General features: G+C 35.2%; 26 protein-coding genes. 7 read left to right on the forward strand and 19 right to left on the reverse strand.

All coding sequences use genetic code 11. The annotated features are described in order from the left end of the window. Positions 1–192 precede the first annotated feature (192 nt). The 10 genes from ACSVDH_RS17740 to rarD form a co-directional block, all read right to left on the reverse strand. On the reverse strand, positions 193–2112 hold the full coding sequence (locus tag ACSVDH_RS17740) for a vWA domain-containing protein (RefSeq protein ID WP_439253620.1): 1920 nt from the start codon (positions 2110–2112) through the stop codon (positions 193–195). Between the two features lie 13 nt (positions 2113–2125). Then, on the reverse strand, positions 2126–3013 hold the full coding sequence (locus tag ACSVDH_RS17745; RefSeq protein ID WP_439253619.1) for an ATP-binding protein: 888 nt from the start codon (positions 3011–3013) through the stop codon (positions 2126–2128). A 190-nt stretch (positions 3014–3203) separates the two neighbouring features. Then, positions 3204–4552 (reverse strand): IS3 family transposase gene (locus ACSVDH_RS17750; protein WP_439253618.1). Its coding sequence is split into 2 segments (ribosomal slippage): positions 3204–4096 and positions 4096–4552, totalling 1350 coding nucleotides; the frame shifts between segments, so codons are not numbered across the junction. Positions 4553–4633: 81 nt separating this feature from the next. Further along, positions 4634–5686, reverse strand: coding sequence for a C40 family peptidase (locus tag ACSVDH_RS17755; RefSeq protein WP_439253617.1), 1053 nt, complete (start codon positions 5684–5686; stop codon positions 4634–4636). Between the two features lie 283 nt (positions 5687–5969). Next, positions 5970–6617 carry a sporulation-specific diadenylate cyclase CdaS gene (gene cdaS, locus ACSVDH_RS17760; protein WP_439253616.1) on the reverse strand — a complete coding sequence of 216 codons (648 nt, stop codon included), beginning with the start codon at positions 6615–6617 and terminating at the stop codon, positions 5970–5972. 410 nt (positions 6618–7027) lie between these two features. Beyond that, positions 7028–8358, reverse strand: a protein-coding gene (locus ACSVDH_RS17765; RefSeq protein ID WP_518616781.1) for an IS3 family transposase whose coding sequence is annotated in 2 segments (ribosomal slippage) — positions 7028–7947 and positions 7947–8358 — 1332 coding nt in all. Because the reading frame shifts where the segments join, the coding sequence is not laid out codon by codon here. A 145-nt stretch (positions 8359–8503) separates the two neighbouring features. Continuing rightward, positions 8504–9172 (reverse strand): bacillithiol biosynthesis deacetylase BshB2, encoded by a 669-nt coding sequence (gene bshB2 / locus ACSVDH_RS17770; RefSeq protein WP_439251136.1) that lies wholly within the window; start codon positions 9170–9172, stop codon positions 8504–8506. Positions 9173–9221: 49 nt separating this feature from the next. Beyond that, on the reverse strand, positions 9222–9572 hold the full coding sequence (locus tag ACSVDH_RS17775; RefSeq protein WP_439251134.1) for a YojF family protein: 351 nt from the start codon (positions 9570–9572) through the stop codon (positions 9222–9224). A gap of 44 nt (positions 9573–9616) precedes the next feature. Further along, positions 9617–9880, reverse strand: coding sequence for a protein YoyC (yoyC, locus tag ACSVDH_RS17780; RefSeq protein WP_299093486.1), 264 nt, complete (start codon positions 9878–9880; stop codon positions 9617–9619). 15 nt (positions 9881–9895) lie between these two features. Continuing rightward, on the reverse strand, positions 9896–10837 hold the full coding sequence (rarD, locus tag ACSVDH_RS17785; RefSeq protein ID WP_439251132.1) for an EamA family transporter RarD: 942 nt from the start codon (positions 10835–10837) through the stop codon (positions 9896–9898). Positions 10838–10978: 141 nt separating this feature from the next. Here rarD and ACSVDH_RS17790 point away from each other — a divergent pair, with 141 nt between their 5' ends. Next, a complete protein-coding gene (locus tag ACSVDH_RS17790; protein ID WP_439251131.1) occupies positions 10979–11434 on the forward strand; it encodes a spore gernimation protein GerT in 456 nt (151 codons plus the stop codon). 92 nt (positions 11435–11526) lie between these two features. On the opposite strand, the gene ACSVDH_RS17795 is transcribed toward ACSVDH_RS17790, so the two are convergent. The 3 genes from ACSVDH_RS17795 to ACSVDH_RS17805 all read right to left on the reverse strand — a co-directional run bounded on the left by ACSVDH_RS17795 (position 11527) and on the right by ACSVDH_RS17805 (position 12925). Then, the gene (locus tag ACSVDH_RS17795) at positions 11527–11742 is read right to left on the reverse strand and encodes a hypothetical protein (RefSeq protein ID WP_439251130.1); all 216 of its coding nucleotides are present in this window, start codon (positions 11740–11742) and stop codon (positions 11527–11529) included. Positions 11743–11859: 117 nt separating this feature from the next. Next, a complete protein-coding gene (locus tag ACSVDH_RS17800; RefSeq protein WP_439251129.1) occupies positions 11860–12600 on the reverse strand; it encodes an SDR family oxidoreductase in 741 nt (246 codons plus the stop codon). Positions 12601–12604: 4 nt separating this feature from the next. Then, positions 12605–12925, reverse strand: coding sequence for a winged helix-turn-helix transcriptional regulator (locus ACSVDH_RS17805; RefSeq protein WP_439251128.1), 321 nt, complete (start codon positions 12923–12925; stop codon positions 12605–12607). 144 nt (positions 12926–13069) lie between these two features. On the opposite strand from ACSVDH_RS17805, the gene ACSVDH_RS17810 reads away from it, so the two are divergent. Next, on the forward strand, positions 13070–13693 hold the full coding sequence (locus ACSVDH_RS17810) for a nitroreductase family protein (RefSeq protein ID WP_439251127.1): 624 nt from the start codon (positions 13070–13072) through the stop codon (positions 13691–13693). A gap of 63 nt (positions 13694–13756) precedes the next feature. On the opposite strand, the gene ACSVDH_RS17815 is transcribed toward ACSVDH_RS17810, so the two are convergent. Continuing rightward, positions 13757–15145, reverse strand: coding sequence for a S41 family peptidase (locus ACSVDH_RS17815; RefSeq protein ID WP_439251125.1), 1389 nt, complete (start codon positions 15143–15145; stop codon positions 13757–13759). Positions 15146–15440: 295 nt separating this feature from the next. Between ACSVDH_RS17815 and ACSVDH_RS17820 the strand changes: the two genes are divergently transcribed. The 3 genes from ACSVDH_RS17820 to ACSVDH_RS17830 all read left to right on the forward strand — a co-directional run bounded on the left by ACSVDH_RS17820 (position 15441) and on the right by ACSVDH_RS17830 (position 16838). Beyond that, positions 15441–15713, forward strand: a complete 273-nt coding sequence (locus ACSVDH_RS17820) for a hypothetical protein (RefSeq protein ID WP_439251124.1) — start codon at positions 15441–15443, stop codon at positions 15711–15713. A 58-nt stretch (positions 15714–15771) separates the two neighbouring features. Continuing rightward, positions 15772–16488, forward strand: coding sequence for a class I SAM-dependent methyltransferase (locus ACSVDH_RS17825; protein ID WP_439251123.1), 717 nt, complete (start codon positions 15772–15774; stop codon positions 16486–16488). Positions 16489–16589: 101 nt separating this feature from the next. Beyond that, complete coding sequence (locus ACSVDH_RS17830) at positions 16590–16838, forward strand: hypothetical protein (RefSeq protein WP_299093471.1); 249 nt, start codon at positions 16590–16592, stop codon at positions 16836–16838. A 99-nt stretch (positions 16839–16937) separates the two neighbouring features. On the opposite strand, the gene mug is transcribed toward ACSVDH_RS17830, so the two are convergent. From mug to deoD, 3 genes are all read right to left on the reverse strand, one after another. Next, a complete protein-coding gene (mug, locus tag ACSVDH_RS17835) occupies positions 16938–17450 on the reverse strand; it encodes a G/U mismatch-specific DNA glycosylase (RefSeq protein ID WP_439251122.1) in 513 nt (170 codons plus the stop codon). A gap of 13 nt (positions 17451–17463) precedes the next feature. Further along, on the reverse strand, positions 17464–18297 hold the full coding sequence (locus tag ACSVDH_RS17840) for a M15 family metallopeptidase (protein ID WP_439251121.1): 834 nt from the start codon (positions 18295–18297) through the stop codon (positions 17464–17466). A gap of 330 nt (positions 18298–18627) precedes the next feature. Then, on the reverse strand, positions 18628–19329 hold the full coding sequence (gene deoD / locus ACSVDH_RS17845) for a purine-nucleoside phosphorylase (RefSeq protein ID WP_439251120.1): 702 nt from the start codon (positions 19327–19329) through the stop codon (positions 18628–18630). A gap of 183 nt (positions 19330–19512) precedes the next feature. On the opposite strand from deoD, the gene ACSVDH_RS17850 reads away from it, so the two are divergent. Together ACSVDH_RS17850 and yoyE are read left to right on the forward strand one after the other, a co-directional pair. Further along, a complete protein-coding gene (locus tag ACSVDH_RS17850) occupies positions 19513–19653 on the forward strand; it encodes a hypothetical protein (RefSeq protein ID WP_299093464.1) in 141 nt (46 codons plus the stop codon). A 5-nt stretch (positions 19654–19658) separates the two neighbouring features. Further along, the gene (gene yoyE, locus ACSVDH_RS17855; protein ID WP_299093462.1) at positions 19659–19799 is read left to right on the forward strand and encodes a protein YoyE; all 141 of its coding nucleotides are present in this window, start codon (positions 19659–19661) and stop codon (positions 19797–19799) included. A gap of 141 nt (positions 19800–19940) precedes the next feature. Here yoyE and ACSVDH_RS17860 read toward each other — a convergent pair whose 3' ends face one another. Beyond that, positions 19941–20567 carry a phosphatase PAP2 family protein gene (locus tag ACSVDH_RS17860; RefSeq protein WP_439251119.1) on the reverse strand — a complete coding sequence of 209 codons (627 nt, stop codon included), beginning with the start codon at positions 20565–20567 and terminating at the stop codon, positions 19941–19943. A gap of 163 nt (positions 20568–20730) precedes the next feature. Continuing rightward, positions 20731–21495 (reverse strand): MerR family transcriptional regulator, encoded by a 765-nt coding sequence (locus tag ACSVDH_RS17865; protein ID WP_439251118.1) that lies wholly within the window; start codon positions 21493–21495, stop codon positions 20731–20733. Between the last annotated feature and the right edge of the window lie 52 nt (positions 21496–21547).

A 21547-nucleotide genomic window follows, 5' to 3' on the forward strand; every position in this document is an offset into this window, starting at 1 on the left:
ATGATGTATTTCGTTATACTCACGCGCTATACGCCTGCAGATTATCCTTTAACCCGATACACTTCAGTCTAAGGACTCTGTTAAAATCAACAATATTCTTTAACATAGCATGTTATTTTGCTAGCTGAGAAGAGAAAGGCTGTTTCATAAAAATAGCCCCTAGTATCTCGGGTAAGAACTAGAGGCCTAACATTAAATTGTTTTTAATAGTAGTCTTTTTAATAATGGGAATAGCTGCTCTGGGAGCTCATCTAATTTATCTACAAAAATACTATACTTTCCATAGATGTTCTGAATTGTTTTTTTGGTGGCTTCGTTAATTTCACCACGTGATAAAAATACGTTCATTACTTCTATTCCCATTTTTCTTGCTTCTAAAACAGCTTCATGAGTATCGATGACACCATTTCTCTCATATCCCATTGCCGCGGGTTCTCCATCGGAAAAAACAAGGAGAAATTTTTGTTTTTCGTTTCTCTTCATTAATTGTTTTGTCATATGTCTAATTGCATAGCCATCACGATTATCCTCCTCTGGAGAAAGCTGCATTATCTCAGGTCCAGCCTGAGGTTCCAGAGAATCCTTAAAAGAAATAACGGTATTAAAATGATTAGGCTGTCTTGTTTTAGATGCGTCATTTGTATCTTCCCAAAAACCGACAATTTGATGCGGTACTCTAACTGACTTTAACGTTTCATGAAATAATGTGATTCCTAGTTTTGTTTGTTCCATTTTATCAAACATTGATGCTGAACAATCTACTAATAGGGTAAAAACAGCATCGATTTGCGGTGATTTTTCTTGTTTTTTATAAAATAGCTTTGGGTTATCATCTGTTATAATTCGCAAAAGCTTTTTATTTAATCTTCCGATATGGAGATCCGTTCTAGGCAAGGTTCGTTTATGTTCCAATGTTTTCTGGATCATTAGCTTAAGCTTTTTTTGAAACAATTGAATATTTGAACGATCTGTTTTATATTGTTCAATTTCATTAGGAAGTGGTGGTTTTGCTCCAATAAATACTGGTATCGCATATTTGTTTTCTTTTCCATATGAATTATCAGCTGTCATTGCACGTTCTTCAACTGTATTTTCCAACGCTTCAAGCTTTGAATAATCGTTCTTTTTTGCCTGTTTGGAAGTACCTTGCACCATCGCAAGCGCCTGATCACCGTCATCTCCTTCTCTGACTATGCCGTCTCCGCTGATGGTTGTGTTTGTTCCTTGCTCTAAATCGAATTGCAAAAAGCTCTTTGTCGGCTTGCTCGTCTCACTATGCCAGGTTGGTAATTTATCACCATGAACGTCTTCATCACCTTTTTTGGCGTCCGCTATCTTGTCCTTATTTTTTAACTTTGATTTTCGTTTTAGCTCATCAAAAAGACTTGCTGCTTTAAACGATTCATATGGCAAATCAGCTAAATAGAAGTAGGTATTTAACATATCACTTTCAAGTATTTCTTCCAATACCTCCATCAGGTCAAGAACAATTCGAATGACTTCTTTCGTTGATTTCACGTCGTAGGCTTGATAGAGTTTAGATTCTATAAAAGGAAAAGCACGATCCAAGTCCTCCGATAAACTTGGAAGCACTCCTAAAGGTGAATGAGCTGTTAGTTTTAGGTATAATAAATTAAATAAAGCATCCGTTAAAATGCCTCGTTCTTGATGAATGGTAAGCTGACTTCTAAAATGCTTGCGATACAACTTCCTTCTCATCTCAAAGGCCCTTTTTGTTCCTGGTCGTTCTCTTTTACTTATTTCCTCTAGACGTACATCTTCTATAAGCATGCATAATTGCTTTGCAAAACTTTCTAGCTTGAATGTTTTCGCCTGTCCAATAAACAATCCAAGTTCACGATAATTTGTGTTGTAAAAGTTTCCGATGCATCTAAGATAAATGTCACTTTTCATTGCAAGAATCATTTCGTTTTTTTCACGATGATCCCAAAAGTGGCTAACATAGATTTTTTCCTCAAAAGGATCTATATAGGATTGGACACTATAGTCAACCTCAAATTTATTTTCTTTCGTAAGCGCTTTGGCGAGGTCAGATAATTCCATAAATAAAAAGGAATCGACTTGTTGATCGTTGAACTTAATAAATCTCAATGTAAAAACCTCACTACTCGAATAATGTCTCCGCTAAATTGCGAATTGCAGCCTTTTCCCTTTCGTCCTCCAGCTTATCAATAATCCCTCTTTCAATGGCGCGAAGCGGGGGTAAAAATCTTGCTAAATCACAGGTATCAATTAACGCACGAATAGAAGCTGCTTCTTCTGATACTTGTCCGTTTTGTACAAGAGTAAGAAGATCTGCAGATAATCGAGTGAAAGTCGTTAATAATGCGGCATCAGCAAGCGCTGACTGACTCTGCAAAACATTTTTTAAATCATTTCCTTGAATATATGGTACATCGATTACAACAAAACGGTTTTTTAATGCTTCATTTAGCGGGACTGTCCCTACATAACCTTCATTGATTGCAGCAATTACACCAAAGTTTTCTTTTGCCTTGATTACCTCACCTGTAAATGGGTTTGTCATCATTCTTCGATAATCAAGGACTCCATTTAAGATTGGCAGGGTTTCAGGTTTTGCCATATTTATTTCATCAATATATAATAAATGTCCGTTTTTCATTGCCTTTACTACAGGGCCTGAAACAAATTCAATGGAGGTAGAACCATTATGATTTTCAATTGTTTTAAAGCCTAAAAGCGCTTCTGCATCCAAATCTATAGAGCAATTAATACTGTGCATTGGTTGTTGAAAAAGAAAAGAAAGTGTTTCTGCCAGCTTTGTCTTACCAGATCCTGTTGGCCCTTTTAACAGTACATTTTTCCCCAATGCCAGAGCAATCATCGCATCATGTAAAATCGATTCATCTGCTGGTGTAAAGCCTCCTTTTCCTATTAATAATGTCTCTTCATCATTATAAGAAAGTGATGAACGATTCTGTATCACTGTTTTTATTTCTTGAGGTAACTGAAGTGTAAGTAGTTGATCCATCTATAATCCTTCTTTCTAGCTTATCTATTACGTTTTTAAAAAACTTAGTCCAAAAAAGAGTATACTAGAAACTTACGTGGTATACAAAGGGAAGGATTTTTTCTAAGTAAATAAATGACGTCAAACCTTTTAGAAGACGCAAAAAAAGAACCTAAAAAGTGAACTGAACCCAAAAAGTTAGACAAATATTTTAAGCAGCTATCAAGGATTGGATCCTGTATTCTACAGGGCTCAATCCTTTTAGTTTTTCCTTAATTCGTTTGTGATTGTAATACTCAATATAGTTTTCTAATTCTAGTATAAAATGTTCCATGCTTTCAAACTCTTGTAAATAAAGTAATTCAGATTTTAATAAGCCAAAGAAGTTTTCTATGACTGCGTTATCTAAACAATTTCCCTTACGAGACATACTCTGTGTAATTTGATGTTCTTTTAAGGCTTGTCTGTATTGTTTCATTTGATAATGCCATCCTTGATCAGAGTGAAGAATTGGTGTATCACCTTCATTTAAACGTGTAAAGGCCTTATCTAACATCTTTGTAACAAGAGGGAGCACCGGCCGTCTTTCAATTTGATACGCAACGACTTCACTGTTAAATAAATCTAGGATAGGAGAAAAGTAGAGTTTTTCTCCAAATAAATGAAACTCTGTTATATCAGTTACCCACTTCTCATTAGGCTTAGATGCCTTAAAATTACGTTGTAGGATATTTGGTGCAATTTTTCCAACTTTACCACGATACGAGAGATATTTAGTTATACGGACAAGGCATTTTAAACCTAATTCATTCATTAAACGGAGAACCGTTTTGTGATTAAATAAATAGCCACGATTTCGTAATTCTATCGTGATTCGGCGATAACCATATCTTCCTCGGTGTTCATCAAAAATCTGTTGGATGACTCCTTTTACATCACTATATTTATCTGGTCGATTCATTTGTTTTACGCAGTAATAATACGTACTACATGGTATGCCAGCTACTTTCACTAAATCAATTACTTTAAAATCATGCCTTAATTCATAGATTATTTGCGCTTTGTCCTTTTCTGTGACTTTTCCTTTTCTTGAATTAAGGCATGTAACTTTTTTAAATACGCATTCTCCATCCGTAGTTGCTCATTTTCAGCTCGTAACGCTTCCTCAGATCCTTGTAATGGTTGATTTTCTTTTGATCCTTTTTTCATGGATGGACGCCCCTTTGTTTTTGGTTGTAGAGCGCCAATCCCTTGCGTTTCAAATAAATTCTTCCATTTCCAAACTGTGCTAGAGGAAGGAATGTTGTATACAGCAGATGTTTCTTCTGTGGACGCTCCTGTTTCGTTCATATAATTAATTACGTCCATTTTAAACTCAACTGGATAATTTGTATAGTTTTCTTGAAAAGCCTCCAATCCATGTTCACGAAACTTGGCTACCCATCTTTTTAACATAGAGATATTTACATTATACTTTTGAGCAATGACTTTAAAGGAATCGACACTATCAATGTACGCCTTTACAGCTTCTATTTTAGTTTCTAAAGAATATTTCGACATAAAAAAACTGCACCTCCAATTGTTAGTTATGTCTAACAATTGGGGTGCAGTTCAAAAAGTAGGCTCTTTTTTATTTTTGACTTAGAAACGCTTTGCACCTAAATAGCGCTGCTTCCAATATGTATTATTTAAATTAGAGATTGTAACTCCTGAACTGCTTGCGTGAATAAATTCATTATTTCCTAAATAAATTCCCATATGTGAGGGACCTGCTTTATAGGTTGTAAAATAAACAAAATCACCTACAGAAGGCGTACTTACCGACTTCATCATATCCCAATAGCCCGCAGTGCTTAAACGGGAAACAGATGTAACTTTATTTAGCACATAATAAATGAATCCACTGCAGTCAAATCCTGATGGCGTATTTCCGCCCCAACGATATGGTGTTCCCATTAATGCTTTTGCTTCACTTATCATCTTATCAACTTTGCTAACAGATGAGCTTTGCTGAGAACCTTGAGAACCTGATTTGTTTGTGGAAGGTTTACTAACTTCCCCATTTACTTTTAAGACTTGTCCAATCATAAGAAAATCTGATTTTAAATTGTTTGTAACCTTTAGCTCTGCAATTGTTATATTAAACTTATTGGCAATCTTCCATAATGAATCACCAGCTTTTACCGTATATGTAGAAGAAGATGAACCGGAGTTTGTTGGTTTCTCTGCTTGATTACTAGATTGACTATTTCCTGCTGTTTGACCAGCTGTTTTTTTCACGACTAGAGTTTGACCTACATAAATCAGATCACCTTTTAAGCCATTAAGCCTTTTTAATTCACTTACAGATGTATTATACCTTCTTGAAATAACCCACAACGAATCCCCTGCCTTCACCTTATAGGTTGATGTGGATGTTATTGGTTTTTTTTGTGTTGTTCCAGACGTTGAGCTAGAGCTTGCAGATGAAGTTTTCTTTGGCCCTGGAACTTCAAGAACTTGACCGACTCTCAAAAAACTTGAGTTTAAACCATTCAAATCCATAAGAGTTTTAACAGATGTGTTATAATCTCGGGAAAGCTCCCAGAGTGTATCCCCGCTTTTCACTTTAATACTCTCGGCAGCTGCCATTGATGTAAATAACGTTGAACTTACTACAGCAGTTGCTGTTAATCCAATCAGTTTTTGCTTCATTTCTACTAGTAACCTCCTAGGTATGTATACAATAATAGTTTAATAGATAAATAGACGAAAAACTACATAATGACATAAAATATGTAATAAACTGATAAAAATTTCTCAATATTATCATACATAAACTTACAGTTATAGACAATCATTTCTTTTTACAAGGCTGCAAATTTTCTCAAAGCCAACCTCTTTATCTGTTAATATATCGAATCGTTGTTAAGAAATACAAATTTTGTTATCCCGCTTCATTCCAACCATTTTTCTCCTCTAACACCTATATGTTATCTTAATGATCTTTTAGTTTATCACCATTTTGAAATCCTGCTTCCGATGAACTTATTGGATATAAAGTACCATCCAATGCAAAAGACATTTTACCTGTTTCTTCAGAAACAACTAATACAAGGGCATCTGATATTTCAGAAAGGCCGATTGCTGCACGGTGTCTTGTACCCACTTTTTTATTTCCAAAATTTTGCTCAGTTAAAGGCAAAACATTTGCAGCAGAAATGATATAATCCCCCTTTATAAGTACTGCTCCATCATGAAGCGGGTTTCCGGGAAAAAAGATACTTTCAACCAATCTGCTCGATAAATTTGCATTTAGCTGGATTCCTCCCTGCAGGAACCTGCCTACTGCTTGATTACGCTCAATAATAAGTAATGCACCATGTCGACGATCCGACAAATTTTGGATCGCTTTTGCAATCTCTATGTAATTTGTTGTGAAGTCTGAGATATATGCCTTTAAGTAAAAAAAAGATGCTGAGGACTGGATTTCATTAAACCGGTCTCGAATATGAGCAAGCTCACATAGTAAGCAATAATCCTTTTCGCCAATTGAAGACCTCATCATTTCTGCTTCTTCAATAATTTGTTCCAGGTGAAATGAAATGTGATTTTTAATATCCGTAAATGGATTGCTCTTTTCCAACTGATCCACCCTCCTTTGTATTAGTTTTATTATTTTTAAAAATAATATGAATTAATTTTTTCTCATCATTCACTTTTTCTCATGTATCATTTTTCTTTTTTATCCCATACTAAAAATGGAGGGTTTTGCCAATGATTACACAGAAAATTTTTCAATATACTTTTAGTATCCTTGGAGTACTTTCATTAGGTTATTTTTATTATCAAATGTTTAAAGGTGAATCACGTAAAGAAGATAATTAACTAGATGCTTTCTGGCTCTGGATAGGGTTAATTACAGGACTTGCAGCAGGGGCAATCAGACTTTCAATACGGCTTCGAATCATTAAAAAGCGAAATGAATTTTTGTTATACAAAAAAGCTAATTCCGTTTTAAAGTGTACCCTTTGTAAAGGACATTTTTAAAAAAGCCTAGGCAGTTTTAAGAAGATGATCTCTGTATTGAACAGGGGTCATATTATTTAAATTCCATTGGTATCTATAGTGATTGTAGTATGTCATGTATTGTTTAATTTCGAGTTTTAATTCATCCAAGGTTGTACAAGGTTTTATGTATGCCTCATCCTTAAAATGACCAAAAAATGATTCTTGAGGGGCATTATCCCAACAGTTTCCTCTTCTTGACATGGATTGGCGTAATCCTAATTTTTCAACTAACCTTTGGAAGTCAGGGTGAGTATAGTGAACCCCTTGATCCGAGTGTATTAAGGCATCTTTAGCTTTCTTAAAGTTTCTATTTTTCATTAACTTTAAAAGGGTGTCTGTAGCCAAGGCAATCGTCAATCGATCTGAAACATTATAAGCTATGATTTCATTGGTAGAAGCATCCTTAATCGTTGATAAATAAGCCTTTTGACCTTTTCCATAAAATAAATAAGTAATATCTGTAAGAAGGACTTTTCCAGGTACATTCTGCTTAAATTGTCGATTTAATAAGTTAGGAAAAACACGGTGTTCGTGTGTTGCTTTCATCATTCGTCTATAAGGGTTTGCCTTTCTAATAGGGCAAATAATACCGTACTTCTTCATGATTCGTCGGATACGCTTTAAATTGTGGACAACATTAAATTGACCCGCCAAGGTCATTTTAATTTGGCGTGCCCCTTTCTTACGATTCTTATATTTGAATGCTTTTAAGATTATCTCCTTCACTTCTTCTTCCTTTTTATCTCTTTGCCTTCTTTGTTCTTGAGACTTCTCTGAGAAGTAATTATAATAACCACTTCGTGAAATACCAGCCAGTTCACACAGGTAGCTAACCATATTTTTTAGTTGATATTTTTTAATCACTGAACGAATAAGAATGTACTTTTGGCAAGGGGGAAGTACTACTTCTTCATCCCCCTTTCTGCAAAACGAATCTTTTTTAATAGTTCATTTTCAGCCTTTAGTAAATTGATTTGTGCTTCTAATCGAGCATTCTTCTCTTCTAATGTAAGTTCTTTTTCTCTAGGTCTACCTAAGTTTTCACTTCTAGTATCACGTAACACGGAAACTCCACTTTCTCGATAGGCAGCCCTCCACCTTTTGCCCGATGATTGAACACGTTTCATCCCAATAATATCTATGTCAAATCCACATTCCTCAAATATATCCCTAGGTAACTTTCCCTTTTCATTTTCATCAATGAAAATACGTTTAAATTCATCAGTATAAGTAATTCCTTTAGAACTAACAGATTTAACGTATTTATTAGCGGACAATTGTATGATCTCTTTATCTGTAAAAGTCTTTTTACTCATTATTTTCTCCAGTCCCCTATTGCTTCTCTTTAGTTGTATTTTAATTATACAAAAAAGTACCCTATAGGTAGACTTTTTCTACGTGTCTAATCTATAGGGTACATTTTATTTAGAATTAGCTTTTTTCTTCTATATTAAATGAGGGTTAACAATCATCCCACTTATAGGTATAGTACACTTCTGTTTCAAACCAATGCGTAGCTTCAGGATCTTTATTCAACAGCTTTTCCTCCATCTGCTTAAGCATTCCTTCTGTTTGTGAACGATGTGCTTTAAGAGCTTTCAATTTGATATCTGCTACATCAGTTATATTGATTGTAACATCAGGCTCCCCGATTTTCTCGAATCGATCATTAGAAAAGGCTAAACAATACGTTAATGGTCGCTTTTGAACAGGTCGTCGTTTCAACGCACGGATTACAGCTGCCCCACAAGCATCATGATCCGGATGTACGGCAAAACCTGGATAAAAGGTCACAACAAGTGATGGCTCAATTTCATCAATAATCTTTTCCATCATATCTGCCAATTGTTCATCATCTTCAAACTCAAGGGTTTTATCACGTAAACCAAGCATCCTTAAATCCTGAATATCCATAGCTTCACAAGCAGCTTCTAACTCTTTCTTACGGATTAGCGGCAGAGATTCACGATTCGCAAATAAAGGATTCCCCATATTTCTTCCCATCTCGCCTAATGTACCACAAGCATAGGTTACAGGAATTCCTGCCTTTCTTTTTTGTGCAATTAGTCCTGCAACGCCGAACGATTCGTCATCAGGATGTGGTAGGATTACTAGAACATGTTCTCTCATTCTTCAATCTCCTTTTTTAAAAAAAGAATTTATTAAACGATGTATTAATTTAATATCGAAAAGGATTTTCACTTATTTGCAATGCAATTGCTAATTGTCCTTCCGAGTTGTGTCCAGCCATTAAAAGCTGATTTTCATCATTGTAAAGAAAATCTGTCAGCCCTTCAGCATAGACCCAGCCCTCATCCATCTTTAACCCAACACGGTAAGGACCATTCCCTGTAATTTTTGCTTGGTTATAAGCTACCTTTGTATTGCGAATGAACGCAACCACAGTCATGTTTGATTCATTTTTATGGGCTGAATATGCACCTGTTGTTGTTTCTAAATGAATATATACTTGTTTATTTAAAAATTGATCAAGATATGCTTGTACATGCTTCTTATTGATTGGCAACATCATAAAATCCTCCCTATAACTATTGATCCTAAATTTTCCGGCTGTCATTTCTTAACTTCTTCAAATACCTTGCTATGTAATTCAATTAATTTAACTTTATAAGTATCAGGTAATGAAGATGAAATAATTCTTTTAATAGCTGAATGAAATTTTTCTTCTGGAGTTTTTCTTAACCGCGGGTGGGTCATTTCATCCTTCAGCTCGATTACAATGGAAGACCATAGTGTTTCAAAATCATCCTTTTTTACATACATAGAACGATTTACCCATAATTGTCGATAGGCATCTAATAATTCCTTAGCATCCATTCCTTTGTTCTCCCTTTATAAACCGATTGAATTTTTTCTCGTTCGTTTTATTTCGACTTTACTTAAATATTTTGAGTTAGATAAAGTAAATAAAATTAATGCACTCCAAATAAACGAAAAGGTAATGATTTCAATTGTAGAAAATGGTTCCTTGTATAATACGATCCCAATGATCAAGGTTATCGTTGGTGAAATATACTGTAAAACTCCGATCATGAACAATGGAATGCGCTGCGCCCCACTCGCAAATAGCAATAAAGGAAGTGCTGTTGCAATCCCAGCTCCAACCAATAACACATTTGTCGTTATATCAAATGCAAAAAACTCTGATTTCCCGCTACTAAAGATCAACCATAAATAATAGGCTGCAATCGGAGTAACAACCAATGTTTCGAAGGTTAACCCGATGGAAGGACAAAGCTTTGTCATCTTTTTTGTCAATCCATACAAACCAAAGCTTAATGCTAACGTAATTGCAATCCAGGGAACCTGACCATAATGGAGAGTCATGATCATGACACCGATGGCGGCAATAAGAAAAGAGACCTTTTGTAAAAGATTTAGCCTTTCCTTAAAAAAGATCATTCCTAATAGCACACTGATTAAAGGATTTATGTAGTATCCTAAGCTTGCCTCGATCATATTGTCATGATTAACAGACCATATATAAACAAACCAATTAATGCTTATTAGCAATGATGACAATAATAAGGAAATAAATAACAGTGGCTGTTTTATAATTCTTTTGCTTGCATCCATTACATTTTTCCACTCTTTATTAAAGGAAAGCACTACGACCATAAACATAAACGACCAGAAAATTCGATGTGCTAAAATTTCTTCTGCTGAAACATGTTCGATCATTTTCCAATATAAAGGCAAAATACCCCAAAGAAAATAAGAGCCTGCGGTATAAATAAGACCTAATTTGTATGTATTCACTGCTGATGTATCCATCTTAAAACCTCACTCCTTATTCACCTAATGACCATTATAAACATTAAGCTTCATGTCCTACAACATATACGCCTTACTAACCTATTTATAAACTAATGCATATCATGATACTGACTATTTTCTAGGTAAGGATGTGGAAGGATGTTTCCTTGGAATAAACAATTTCCATTTGACCAAACAGGTTTTACCCAGCATTTTAATAAAATGAATCCAAAGGAAGTTGAAAATTATATACAGTCAGTTATGAAAAACGTATTTGGGGGAGATTTCTCACAACAATTTCCTTTTCAAGGAGAACTTTTGCAAAAAAATAAGAATGAAAGGTCATCAAAGCAAGATTCTCCCGAAATATTTGAAACGAATGATTATATTTATGTTAAACTCCCCGTCTCAGAAGAGGAAATTGGGAAATTAAAACTACAGCACACCCGCCACCAGTTTATTGTCCAACACCAATCTGTAGAAACGAAGCATATGCTGCCTGCTCCTGTTAAACGGAAAGGGACAAAAGCAAGGTATACCGATGGCTTTCTTGAAATCCAATTTATTAAACTTCAGGAAGAAAGTATCTCTGAGGTTGCCATTTCGTATGAATGAGGTAAAGAGGGTGTCGTATAAAAAACAGGGTCTGACCCCAGTTAAACACAATTTCTCGACGTGTTTGTCTGAGAGGACAGACCCTCTTTTTTTTAATATGGAAAACCCCCGCCATAAGGAGGGTAGCCATATCCATATCCATATTTTCCATATGGTGAGCCTCCATATGGAAAATATGGGTAAAATGGTGGTCTTGGTCTAAAAATGGCGCTTCCAACTAATCCACCAAGAAATCCGCCTATAAACGGTCCTCCAAAAAAGAAACGACCGTCTGGGTAAGGTCTATTGCGCATCATATAAGGTGACATTATTTACCTCCTCGAATATTTACCTACACTAAAAAGTATTCAAAGAAGTAAACATTGGAGTGGGCTAATAACTACCTTTTAGGTAATTTGCTTAATTTTCTCAAATAGACTTGCAGCTTACTCTTCATAAATCATCTTTTTAGTCATTCCGCCGTCTATGACAAGATTAGTACCTGTTATAAAATCATTGTCCTCCATTGTTAAATATAAGCAGGCTCTTGCAATATCTGACGGTTTTCCGACTCGTTTAGAAAAATGCTGCAAATGATCAATATCACGCAAAGATTCATAATCACCCGTTTCAATCCAACCAGGTGAAATTACATTCACTTGGATGTGATCTTCTCCTAAAGAGGCTGCTAGGGCGTGGGTTAAAGCCACGATACCACCCTTTGCTGCCGCATATGCCTCAGAGTTTTTTTCCGACATGATTGCCCTTGTCGAGGCAATATTAATAATTTTTCCACCCTTAGGATTACGTTTCATTTCTTTTGCCGCTTCCCGAGATGCAAACATGACACTTGTTAAATTCGTTGCGATGACTTTGTCCCACTCTTCAACAGTTATTTTATATGGAGATACCCATTTTGAAATCCCTGCATTATTAATTAAAATATCAATTGAATGGTATCGTTTTTTTGTTTCCTTCATGAGGAATTCGATTTCTGTGAGTTTAGAAACATCGGTTTTTATAAAGTAAACTTGCAAATTTTGGGCATAACATTCGTCTTCAAGCTTTCTACCAGCCTCTTTATCAACATCTGCAATAACAACGTTGTATCCCTTTATTGCATATTGTAACACAATCTCTTTGCCTATCCCTTTTGACCCTCCTGTAACGATTACGGTTTCTGTCATTTATTTAATCCTCCTCAGGAACACAATATCTGTTAGCCCAGATACCAACTTCTCGCACAACACCTTCCAGGCTTTTTCCCTTTTCAGTTAATTGGTAAATTACTTTTATTGGGGTTTCATCGATAACAATTCTTTCTAAAAGCCCTTCATTTTCCAATTCCTTTAGACGTTCAGATAACATCTTTTGACTAATACTAGGGATAATGTCTGTCAAATCCTTAAATCTTTTAGGTCCATCTAATAAAACATGAATGATAATTCCAATCCAGCGTTTACCTAAAAGACGAAAAGCTGATTCCATCTTTGGACAAAGATTGATTGACATTTTTATCGCTCCTTGTTTTAATTTCTTGACTCATTTTATCACATCCATTATGATATGAGAGATACTAAACACTTACGAAAAGTAAGTTTATTACTTTTAGTATAAAAGAAAGCTACCATAAATTCAACTAAGGAGGAAAATACAATGAATACAACATATAAAGCTGATTTATTATCTGTATTTAAAGAACGTGCATCTGTACGCAACTATGATTCAAGTGCTGAAATTTCTAAAGAAGAATTAACTGAGATTTTAACTTATACAACAAAAGCACCTTCGGCTTGGAATCTCCAGCATTGGCATTTTACTGTATTTAAGAGTAAGGAGTCAAAGGAAAGATTATTTCCTATTGCTTATAATCAAAGTCAAATTGTTGAATCATCAGCAGTTATTGCGATTTTAGGTGACCTTGAAGCAAACAAAAATACTGATCAAGTATATGATCCATTAGTAAAAGCAGGCTATATGACTTCAGAAATAAAAGAAACACTAGCAGGGCAAATTGACCGTGCTTATAAAGATAAAGGCTTTGCAAGAGATGCAGCTTTATCAAATGCTTCTTTAGCTGCAATGCAGTTAATGCTTGTTGCAAAAACGAAAGGGTTTGACTCTTGTGCTATAGGCGGCTTTAATAAAGATTTATTCATGAAGGAATTCAATATTACAGATAGGTATGTCCCAATCATGCTGATTTCAATTGGAAAAGCTGTAAAACCAGCTCATCAAAGTAGCAGATTAGACTTAGATAGCGTTTCAACATGGTTATAAAACAAAAAGAGGGTGTCTTAAAGTGTATGACCACACTTTGAGACACCCTCTCTAATTCATTCATTATTTCAATTCTTCTTTTAACACAGATATAGCTTTTTCTAACTGTGTATCATTTTCTTTTAATTTATTTTGAATTTGTTCCATTATTTTTATGGTAGTTTCACCGGTTATGTTTCCATCAACCTTTAATTTATTTTGTGTCTGGAATTCTTTAACAGCCTGCACAGTAGTTTCATCAAAATAACCTTCCACACTGTTGCTAAATCCTAAAGCTTGTAGCATTTGTTGTGCTGCCTTTACTTCTGCTTTGGAATCTCCCTTTTTCAGGACAGTTTCGGGATTTATATACGGAAGATTTGCATATGCCGGCAGCTCTGCTTTTACCTGTGGTTCGATTCCTTTTTCATGTATCCATGTCCCATTAGGTGTCAGCCATTTTGCTGTTGTAAATTTCACAGAAGATGAATCCTTAAATGACTGTGCTGTTTGGATTGTACCTTTTCCAAACGTCTTTTCTCCAACTAAAGGAATACCTGCTGATTGATGCAAGGCCGCTGCCATGATTTCTCCTGCACTAGCCGTTCCCCCGTCTATTATGACAGTTGTAGGAAGATCTATAAAGGTATCGTCTTCCGCTTTATATACTTCTCTTGATCCATCACTATTTTCTACTTGTAATATATTTTTGCCTTTTGGCAGGAAGAGATCTGACATTGCTAATGCTTGATCCATTAATCCACCAGGATTTTGCCGTAAGTCAATGATTAGTCCTTCAACATTTTTATTCTGAAGGTCTGATAGAGCATTGGCTAATTCTTCCCCTGTTGACTCAGAGAATTTCGTAATTTGAATTTTACCGATATTTCCTTCTATGACCTCGGAGTAAACTGTTTCTAACGGAATCGTATCACGGGTTATTGTAAAGTTAAGTTCACCAACGCCAGCTCGTTGCACAACCAGGTTAACCTTTGTTCCCTTTTTACCTCTGATTTTCATGACTGCTTCATTAACTGAAAGACCTTCCATTGATTCATCATTCACTTTTAAGATAATGTCTTTGGGCTTAATTCCAGCTTTTTCAGCTGGGGATCCTTTAATTGGTGAAACAATCATGATGCTTCCATTACTTTCTTGCACTTCGGCACCGATTCCTTCAAAAGAAGAGGATATATTTTCGTTAAAGCTTTTTGCTTCTTCAACATCCATATAAACAGTATATGGGTCTTCAAGGGATTCAACCATCCCCTTGATAGCTCCTTCTACAAGCTTATCAGTATCGACGTCCTTGTAATAACCTTCTTGTAAAATGTCATATGTTGCTCGTAATTTTTGGAAAGGATCACCATTATCGCCACCTGCAATTACTCTTAGCTGTACAGCACTGTATGTAATTGCTGATGCAAAGATGGCTGTAACGATTATCCAAATAATAAATCTGCTTTTTTTCACGTACCACTCACACCACCTTTATGTATGTACCTATTATGTCTAAGCAAATTTCATACGTCAACTAATATGGAAAAGATTAATTGTTACGAATTTTAGAAAGGCTTTAACACAGTTTTTTTTAAGTTAGTGAATTCTAATTTACAAAAATGGAGATTCCCTACTTTTTAACTAGAACATTTTGAATTCTATTGAATAGTAATAATATTGTTTTTTATATTCGACAAATTGTACGATACTTTTTTATTAGTTAATTGTAAAGTTTATTACACGAATGTAAATTTAGGAGGTAGATAGGATGCAACTTGCTGATTACATTGGAAAATCTGATTTAGAAATCATTCATTTTGTCTTTTCATTAATTAAAGACATTGATTATAAAATTAAGAACAAAACATTTTTTTATAAAAATCAGGTGATTCATTATATAAATGAGCATGTCGATCATTTTATTAGCCGATTACATGTCAGATGTTCATTACAAAGAATTTACAGGGCTGAGATTCAGCAAATGATAACGCCTAAACTAAAGAACATTTTTGAAAGATATCCCCTTTTAAGCTGTGTCTAACACCTGGCAATCAGTTCTCGCATAGCTTAGCTTAGAGAACTGATTGGAGGAAGAATAGGTGAATTATTTAAAAATGCTGTCTTTGTTAGGCATTGGCGGTGCACATCCTGGCGGTCTTTCATTAACTAAAAAAATCTTTGAAAGTGAACAAATCCCTTTAAATAGAATTATTCTTGATGCCGGCTGCGGTACAGGACAAACCGCAAGCTACCTTTATCAATTAGGTTACCCTATTACAGGATTAGACTTTGATCCCCAAATGATTCAACATGCAAAAAAGAGAAATCAACAATTAAACATTGAGATTCCTTACTTAAATGAAGACCTTTCACATACATCTCTGCCTGCTAATACGTTTGATCTTATTTTATCTGAATCCGTCTTAAATTTCACATCACTTCCTGACACTTTGTCTGAAATTTCAAGGATTTTGAAGCAAAATGGTCTAGTTATTGCCATTGAAATGATCCGCAAGGCACCGCTATCATCAGATGAAGAAGACGAACTGAAAGCATTCTATGGTTGTAACGGAATCTTTTCTGTTAGTGAATGGGAAAAACAATTCACCCAAAATGGATTTACTATTTATAAAGTGTTACATGAGGAAGATTTAATCCTTCAAGATATGGGTGAACCCTCAACAGAATTTTCTCCTGTTGAGACATTACCAGACGATGCCTTTACGCTTCTTTCTGAACATGAAAAAATTTCAAATAAGTATGGAAATAAACTAACCTTTTCTGTTTTCTTTGCCCGCAAGACAATCCTAAAATGACATCTTAGCTAAAATAAAATGAATGGAGCTAGTATTTCCGTACAGTCCTTCCCCGTCATTTCTCATAGTATGTGATAAATGAACGGAAGGAGGGAAAAGTCATGTCACAACATTATTATCATTTATGCTGTCGATATAATGGAAAAGTTGTTCGTATTCATGAAAGAAATGGTCGTGTTCATGTTGGAAGAATTTGTCGTGTTACTCAGAATAAAGTTTTTATCGAGCCGATTAGACAAAGAGGCGGATATGGACTCGGTTTTTACGGAGGGTATGGCTATGGTTACCCATATGGAATTGGCTTAGGTTTTATAACTGGTATTGCTTTAGCAGGCTTATTTTTTTGGTAATAATCACTTATTTTATGACCATTGGGGCTGGCTCAAAACAAAAGGGCTAGCCCCCAAACAAATGATAGAAAACCGTTTGTTTGATGACTAAAGCCCATTTTACCATTGATGATGGAAAATTTTATGAACTTGACGATAGATTGAAATAATCGTTTCTAGATCCATTCTAACTAAGCCGCTTGACGATGGTGCGACAAAATCAATCACACCATCTATCACACTTTGTTCTTGTTTTCCCCATTCAGCCTTTTTTTGTTGACTGTATTGTAGATAGACACCTTTTCCTACAAAAAAGGCAACTTTAGGGCGATATTTAGAGATTTTTCTTCTTAAAATATCTCTCCCTATTTGATACTCTTCACGTGTAATTTCATCTGCTGCTTTCGTTGGCCGCGCTACAATATTCGTAAACCCAATTCCTTGTTTTATTAACGAGGCATCTTCTTCTGGTTTAAACTGACGGTCTGTGATCCCTGCCATAAAAAGGATTTTCCAAAAACGATTGTTCTTATTAGCGTAATGATGACCTGTTTCACCAGAAACAAGACTCGGATTAAAGCCGATGAAAAGAATATCTAAATCCTTTTTAATGATATCCATTTTGTTGTCCATAATCATCACCAGATCAAATCTTTTTCACCTTTTCGAAATATTCTTCTAACGTAAGATCATTCTCATAGATGACTGACGCCTTTTCCTTTCCAACATAACGTATATGCCATGGTTCATATTGATAACCGGTAATTGACTCTTTCCCTTTAGGATAACGGATAATAAAGCCTGCTTTGTGAGCATTTTCTTTCACCCATTTTCCCTCTTTAGTTTCACCAAATTCTTCTGTTATTTCGAAGTTAACACTTCTGCTTGATACATCCATTGCCAACCCGGTTTGATGCTCACTCTGCCCGGGTAAAGCCACAGCCTGCAACGCCTTTTCTTCACCTTTATTTTCTTTTTCAACATTAAAGATCCCCTGCTGTCTTGAATAAGATCTAAATCCTGATACAGCAAGCAATTCAATTCCATCTTGTTCAGCAAGAACGAATAATTCTTCTAATGCCTTTGCCGCTTCTTCTCTCAAATAACGCTGAGGTACATCTGCGTCACCAAAGGAAAATTCTACATTAGGAACAACTAGGTCAGCTGGCTCATATGATTCAGGTAAACTGAACTCTTTATTTACCATAACGAGTATGTTTGTTGGATTTTCAATAATTTTATTCCCATTTGCTTGTTTTACAACATTAAAATATTGTGACTCTAATAAGAAATCTTCATTTATTTGCTCTTCAATTTGTTCAATATTTTGCTCAATATTGTTTTTTTGTCCAGATTGTTTAATATCCTGCCCCTCATGTTCTCCGCTAAAAGAAATTCCTTTAGGTAATGAAAAACTCATACACGCGGTTAATGTTACACTAAGCAGCAAAATAATGGCTATTTTTACATAAACATACATTTTATCACCCTATCTACGATCAATAACATTCATATTTTATCATTAATTGTCACCCGAAATAAATGATTATAAGCTCCTACTCTCATCCTTCCCTTTATACCCAGAGATACAAACGCACTTTTTGCTCCAGTTAGTAAAATTATATCGACAAATTTCGCATTTATGCAAGGCTTAAATATGTGCGTACCTGGCATATTTGAAAAACTTTGCTTATCGCAAAGTCCTAATGGCGAAAGCCTTAGTCATCTATAAAATCTTATACTTTTCGATAGTACAAAAAAACGAGTGCTTAGCGCACACGTTTTTTAATCAAACATTTTTTAAAATACTTTATTTTATAGTAGCATCGAGAGCAACTAAAATCATGTCATTAAAGGTTGTTTGCCGTTCTTCTGAAGTTGTTTCCTCGCCAGTTAAAATATGATCACTAACTGTTAAAACAGAAAGTGCTTTTCGATTAAATTTTGCTGCTAATGTGTATAAAGCTGCTGTTTCCATTTCAATGGCTAAGATCCCATATCGAGCCCATTTTTCTAATTCTGCGTTATCATTATAAAACATATCTGCAGTAAACACATTTCCAACCTTTAAGTTTAGACCTTTCTCAATCCCAATTTCATATGCCTTCATAAGAAGCTGAAAATTAGCCGTTGGTGCATAATCAACCCCGCCAAAAGTTAATCGATTCATTTGTGAGTCTGTTGAAGCACTCATCGCCAAGATGACATCCCGAACCTTTACGTCTTTTTGAATTGCACCACATGTTCCTACACGGATCAGCTCTTGGACGCCGTAACTGTTCATTAATTCATTTATGTAAATTGAAATTGATGGCACGCCCATACCTGTTCCTTGGACAGAAATACGCTCCCCTTTATATGTGCCAGTAAAACCCAGCATTCCCCTTACTTCATTATAACAAGTCACATTCTCTAAAAATGTTTCTGCGATATATTTAGCACGTAGTGGATCTCCAGGGAGCAAAACTTTTTCAGCAATTTCATTTTCTTTTGCACCAATATGAACACTCACTATAGATTCCCTCCTATTAAGGTAACAGTAAAAGTCACCTTACTATACCATAAGTTATAAACGAATAACATTTTTTCTCATTCAACTTATTAACTATTTATTATTCTAAGCATTATTTGTCAGCTTTATAAGAAAAATAAACGGTTAACATAAAAATGCAAATCATTTTTTGGAGGGATCATTTTGAAAAAGAAATTAGCACAAGCTGTTGAATATGCAAATGAAACAAACCCTGGGTCACGTAATGGGGGTCACCCTCATGAATCAAAAAAAGGACAAAAACAAAGAACTCACAATACAAATAAAACAAATGAAATGAGGTAACAGTGATGGGAAAAAAACATCGGAATCGAAATACGCCTAAAAAGAATAATCATATCCCTCCTGAAGTTACAGCAGCAGAAGAGAATGCACACGCAAAGGAGCATACCTCTGCAAAGAGAAAAAATGGACCTGGTCATCATTTATAAACAAACAAGACCAATGTCTCAAAAGGGTCTGACCCCTACAAAGGTAGTGTTAGACCCTTTTTTTTAAAACGGCTGCTTATACTCATTGGATTCTATTTAGTTGTTTTCAACCTTTTGGATAAAGCTAATAATACTGCCCTACTAAATGCTTCTATTATTTTCGAACTTCTTACTTATTTTATCAAATACTGTTGTAACGAAAATAAACCAAGCAATTCCAGCACTAAATCCTGCAATAACATCTGTCAGAAAATGAACACCTAAGTAAATTCTGCTAATACCGATTAAAGCAATTAAGAGCATGGTGGAGATTATTATCGCTTGCTTTTGATTTTTTTTGTGAATGAAACGTGTGATCAGTAAATAACAAATAAAGCTGTATATAGCCGCAGAATTCATAGAATGTCCGCTCGGAAAGCTAAAATGTGATGCTTCATAAACAGCATTGAAGTTTGGTCGCTCCCTGCTGAAAATTTCCTTTAAATGATAATTTAAAAATCTAACACTAAACAACAAAGCTAATAGAAAAAGGGCATCTAATACCTTTCGCTTCAGAATAAAAAAAGCCGCTAAAGCTGCAGATATGGGCAAATAAAATTTTATCGAGCCAATTTCTGAAATAATTAAAAAGAAATCGGTCATAAAGGGAAGCCGTATTTTTTCAAAGATCAGTGTTACATTTTCATCTAAACCCGTTATCATTTTAAGGGGATAAGCAGCAGCACACGCTATAAACAACAGAAGTGTTAAAAGGAACCATTTTCTCATGTTCGTCCCCCCTTCATTATAAAAGTAGCAAGAACTGACGTGTCCAAGTTAGGACTAGCACTTACACATCATTGTATATCATTTATAGTTGTCAGTCATCTTTCTAAAAATTTTAAAAAACGACTGGCTTTATAAAAACCAATCGTTTTTTGCTCGAGTAAATTTAGTTTTTCATCCCTGTGTAGATCAAGATAGCATCTCTTAAGAATTCAGCTGAGCCAGGTTGTTTTTTATCATAGTATGCGGTAAATCTCTCATCATCTACATACATTTGTGCAAGACCTGCATGAGCTTCTTTTGAGTACTCCCCCCAATAGAAAGTTAACCATTTTCGATGGAGGTCTGCCGCCTTTTGCGCAAGCTCGCCTGCAGGATCACCTGTGCGGAAAGCTTCGTTTAGGATTTTAAGCACCTCTTCACCAAGCTGCTCAGCCTCGGCATACTGCTCTTTTGTCATGTTTTTAAATTTCTGGTTACTTTTATCAACCTGTTCATCCCCATATTTGGCACGAATTTCTTCTCCGTATTTTTCTTCATTTTCTTCTATCAGTTTTTGTTTAAATCCCTCAAATTTTTCATTATCAGACATCATAATTCTCCCTTCTGCTTCAGCTAATGTTTTATCAACATTAGCAATCAGCCTTTTGATTTGTTCCTGTTTTGCCAGAAGCTGTTGGCGATGTTCTTTTAGTGCTTTTGTCCGATCAAAGGAAGGAGAAGATACTATTTGTTTAATTGTGTCTAAGCTTACCCCTAATTCTCGATAAAAAAGAATCTGCTGCAATTGATCAACCTCTGATCTTCCGTACAAGCGATACCCTGATGAGTTGATTCTTGCCGGCTTAAGAATCCCAATTTCATCATAATAACGGAGTGTCCTTGTACTGCAGCCTGCTAATCTTGCTAGTTTTTGCACTGTATATTCCATCCTTTCACCTCCTGACAACTTCACTATACACCTTTACGTAACGTCAAGGTAA

This window comes from Metabacillus sp. Hm71, assembly GCF_051842955.2.
Lineage (GTDB): Bacteria > Bacillota > Bacilli > Bacillales > Bacillaceae > Metabacillus.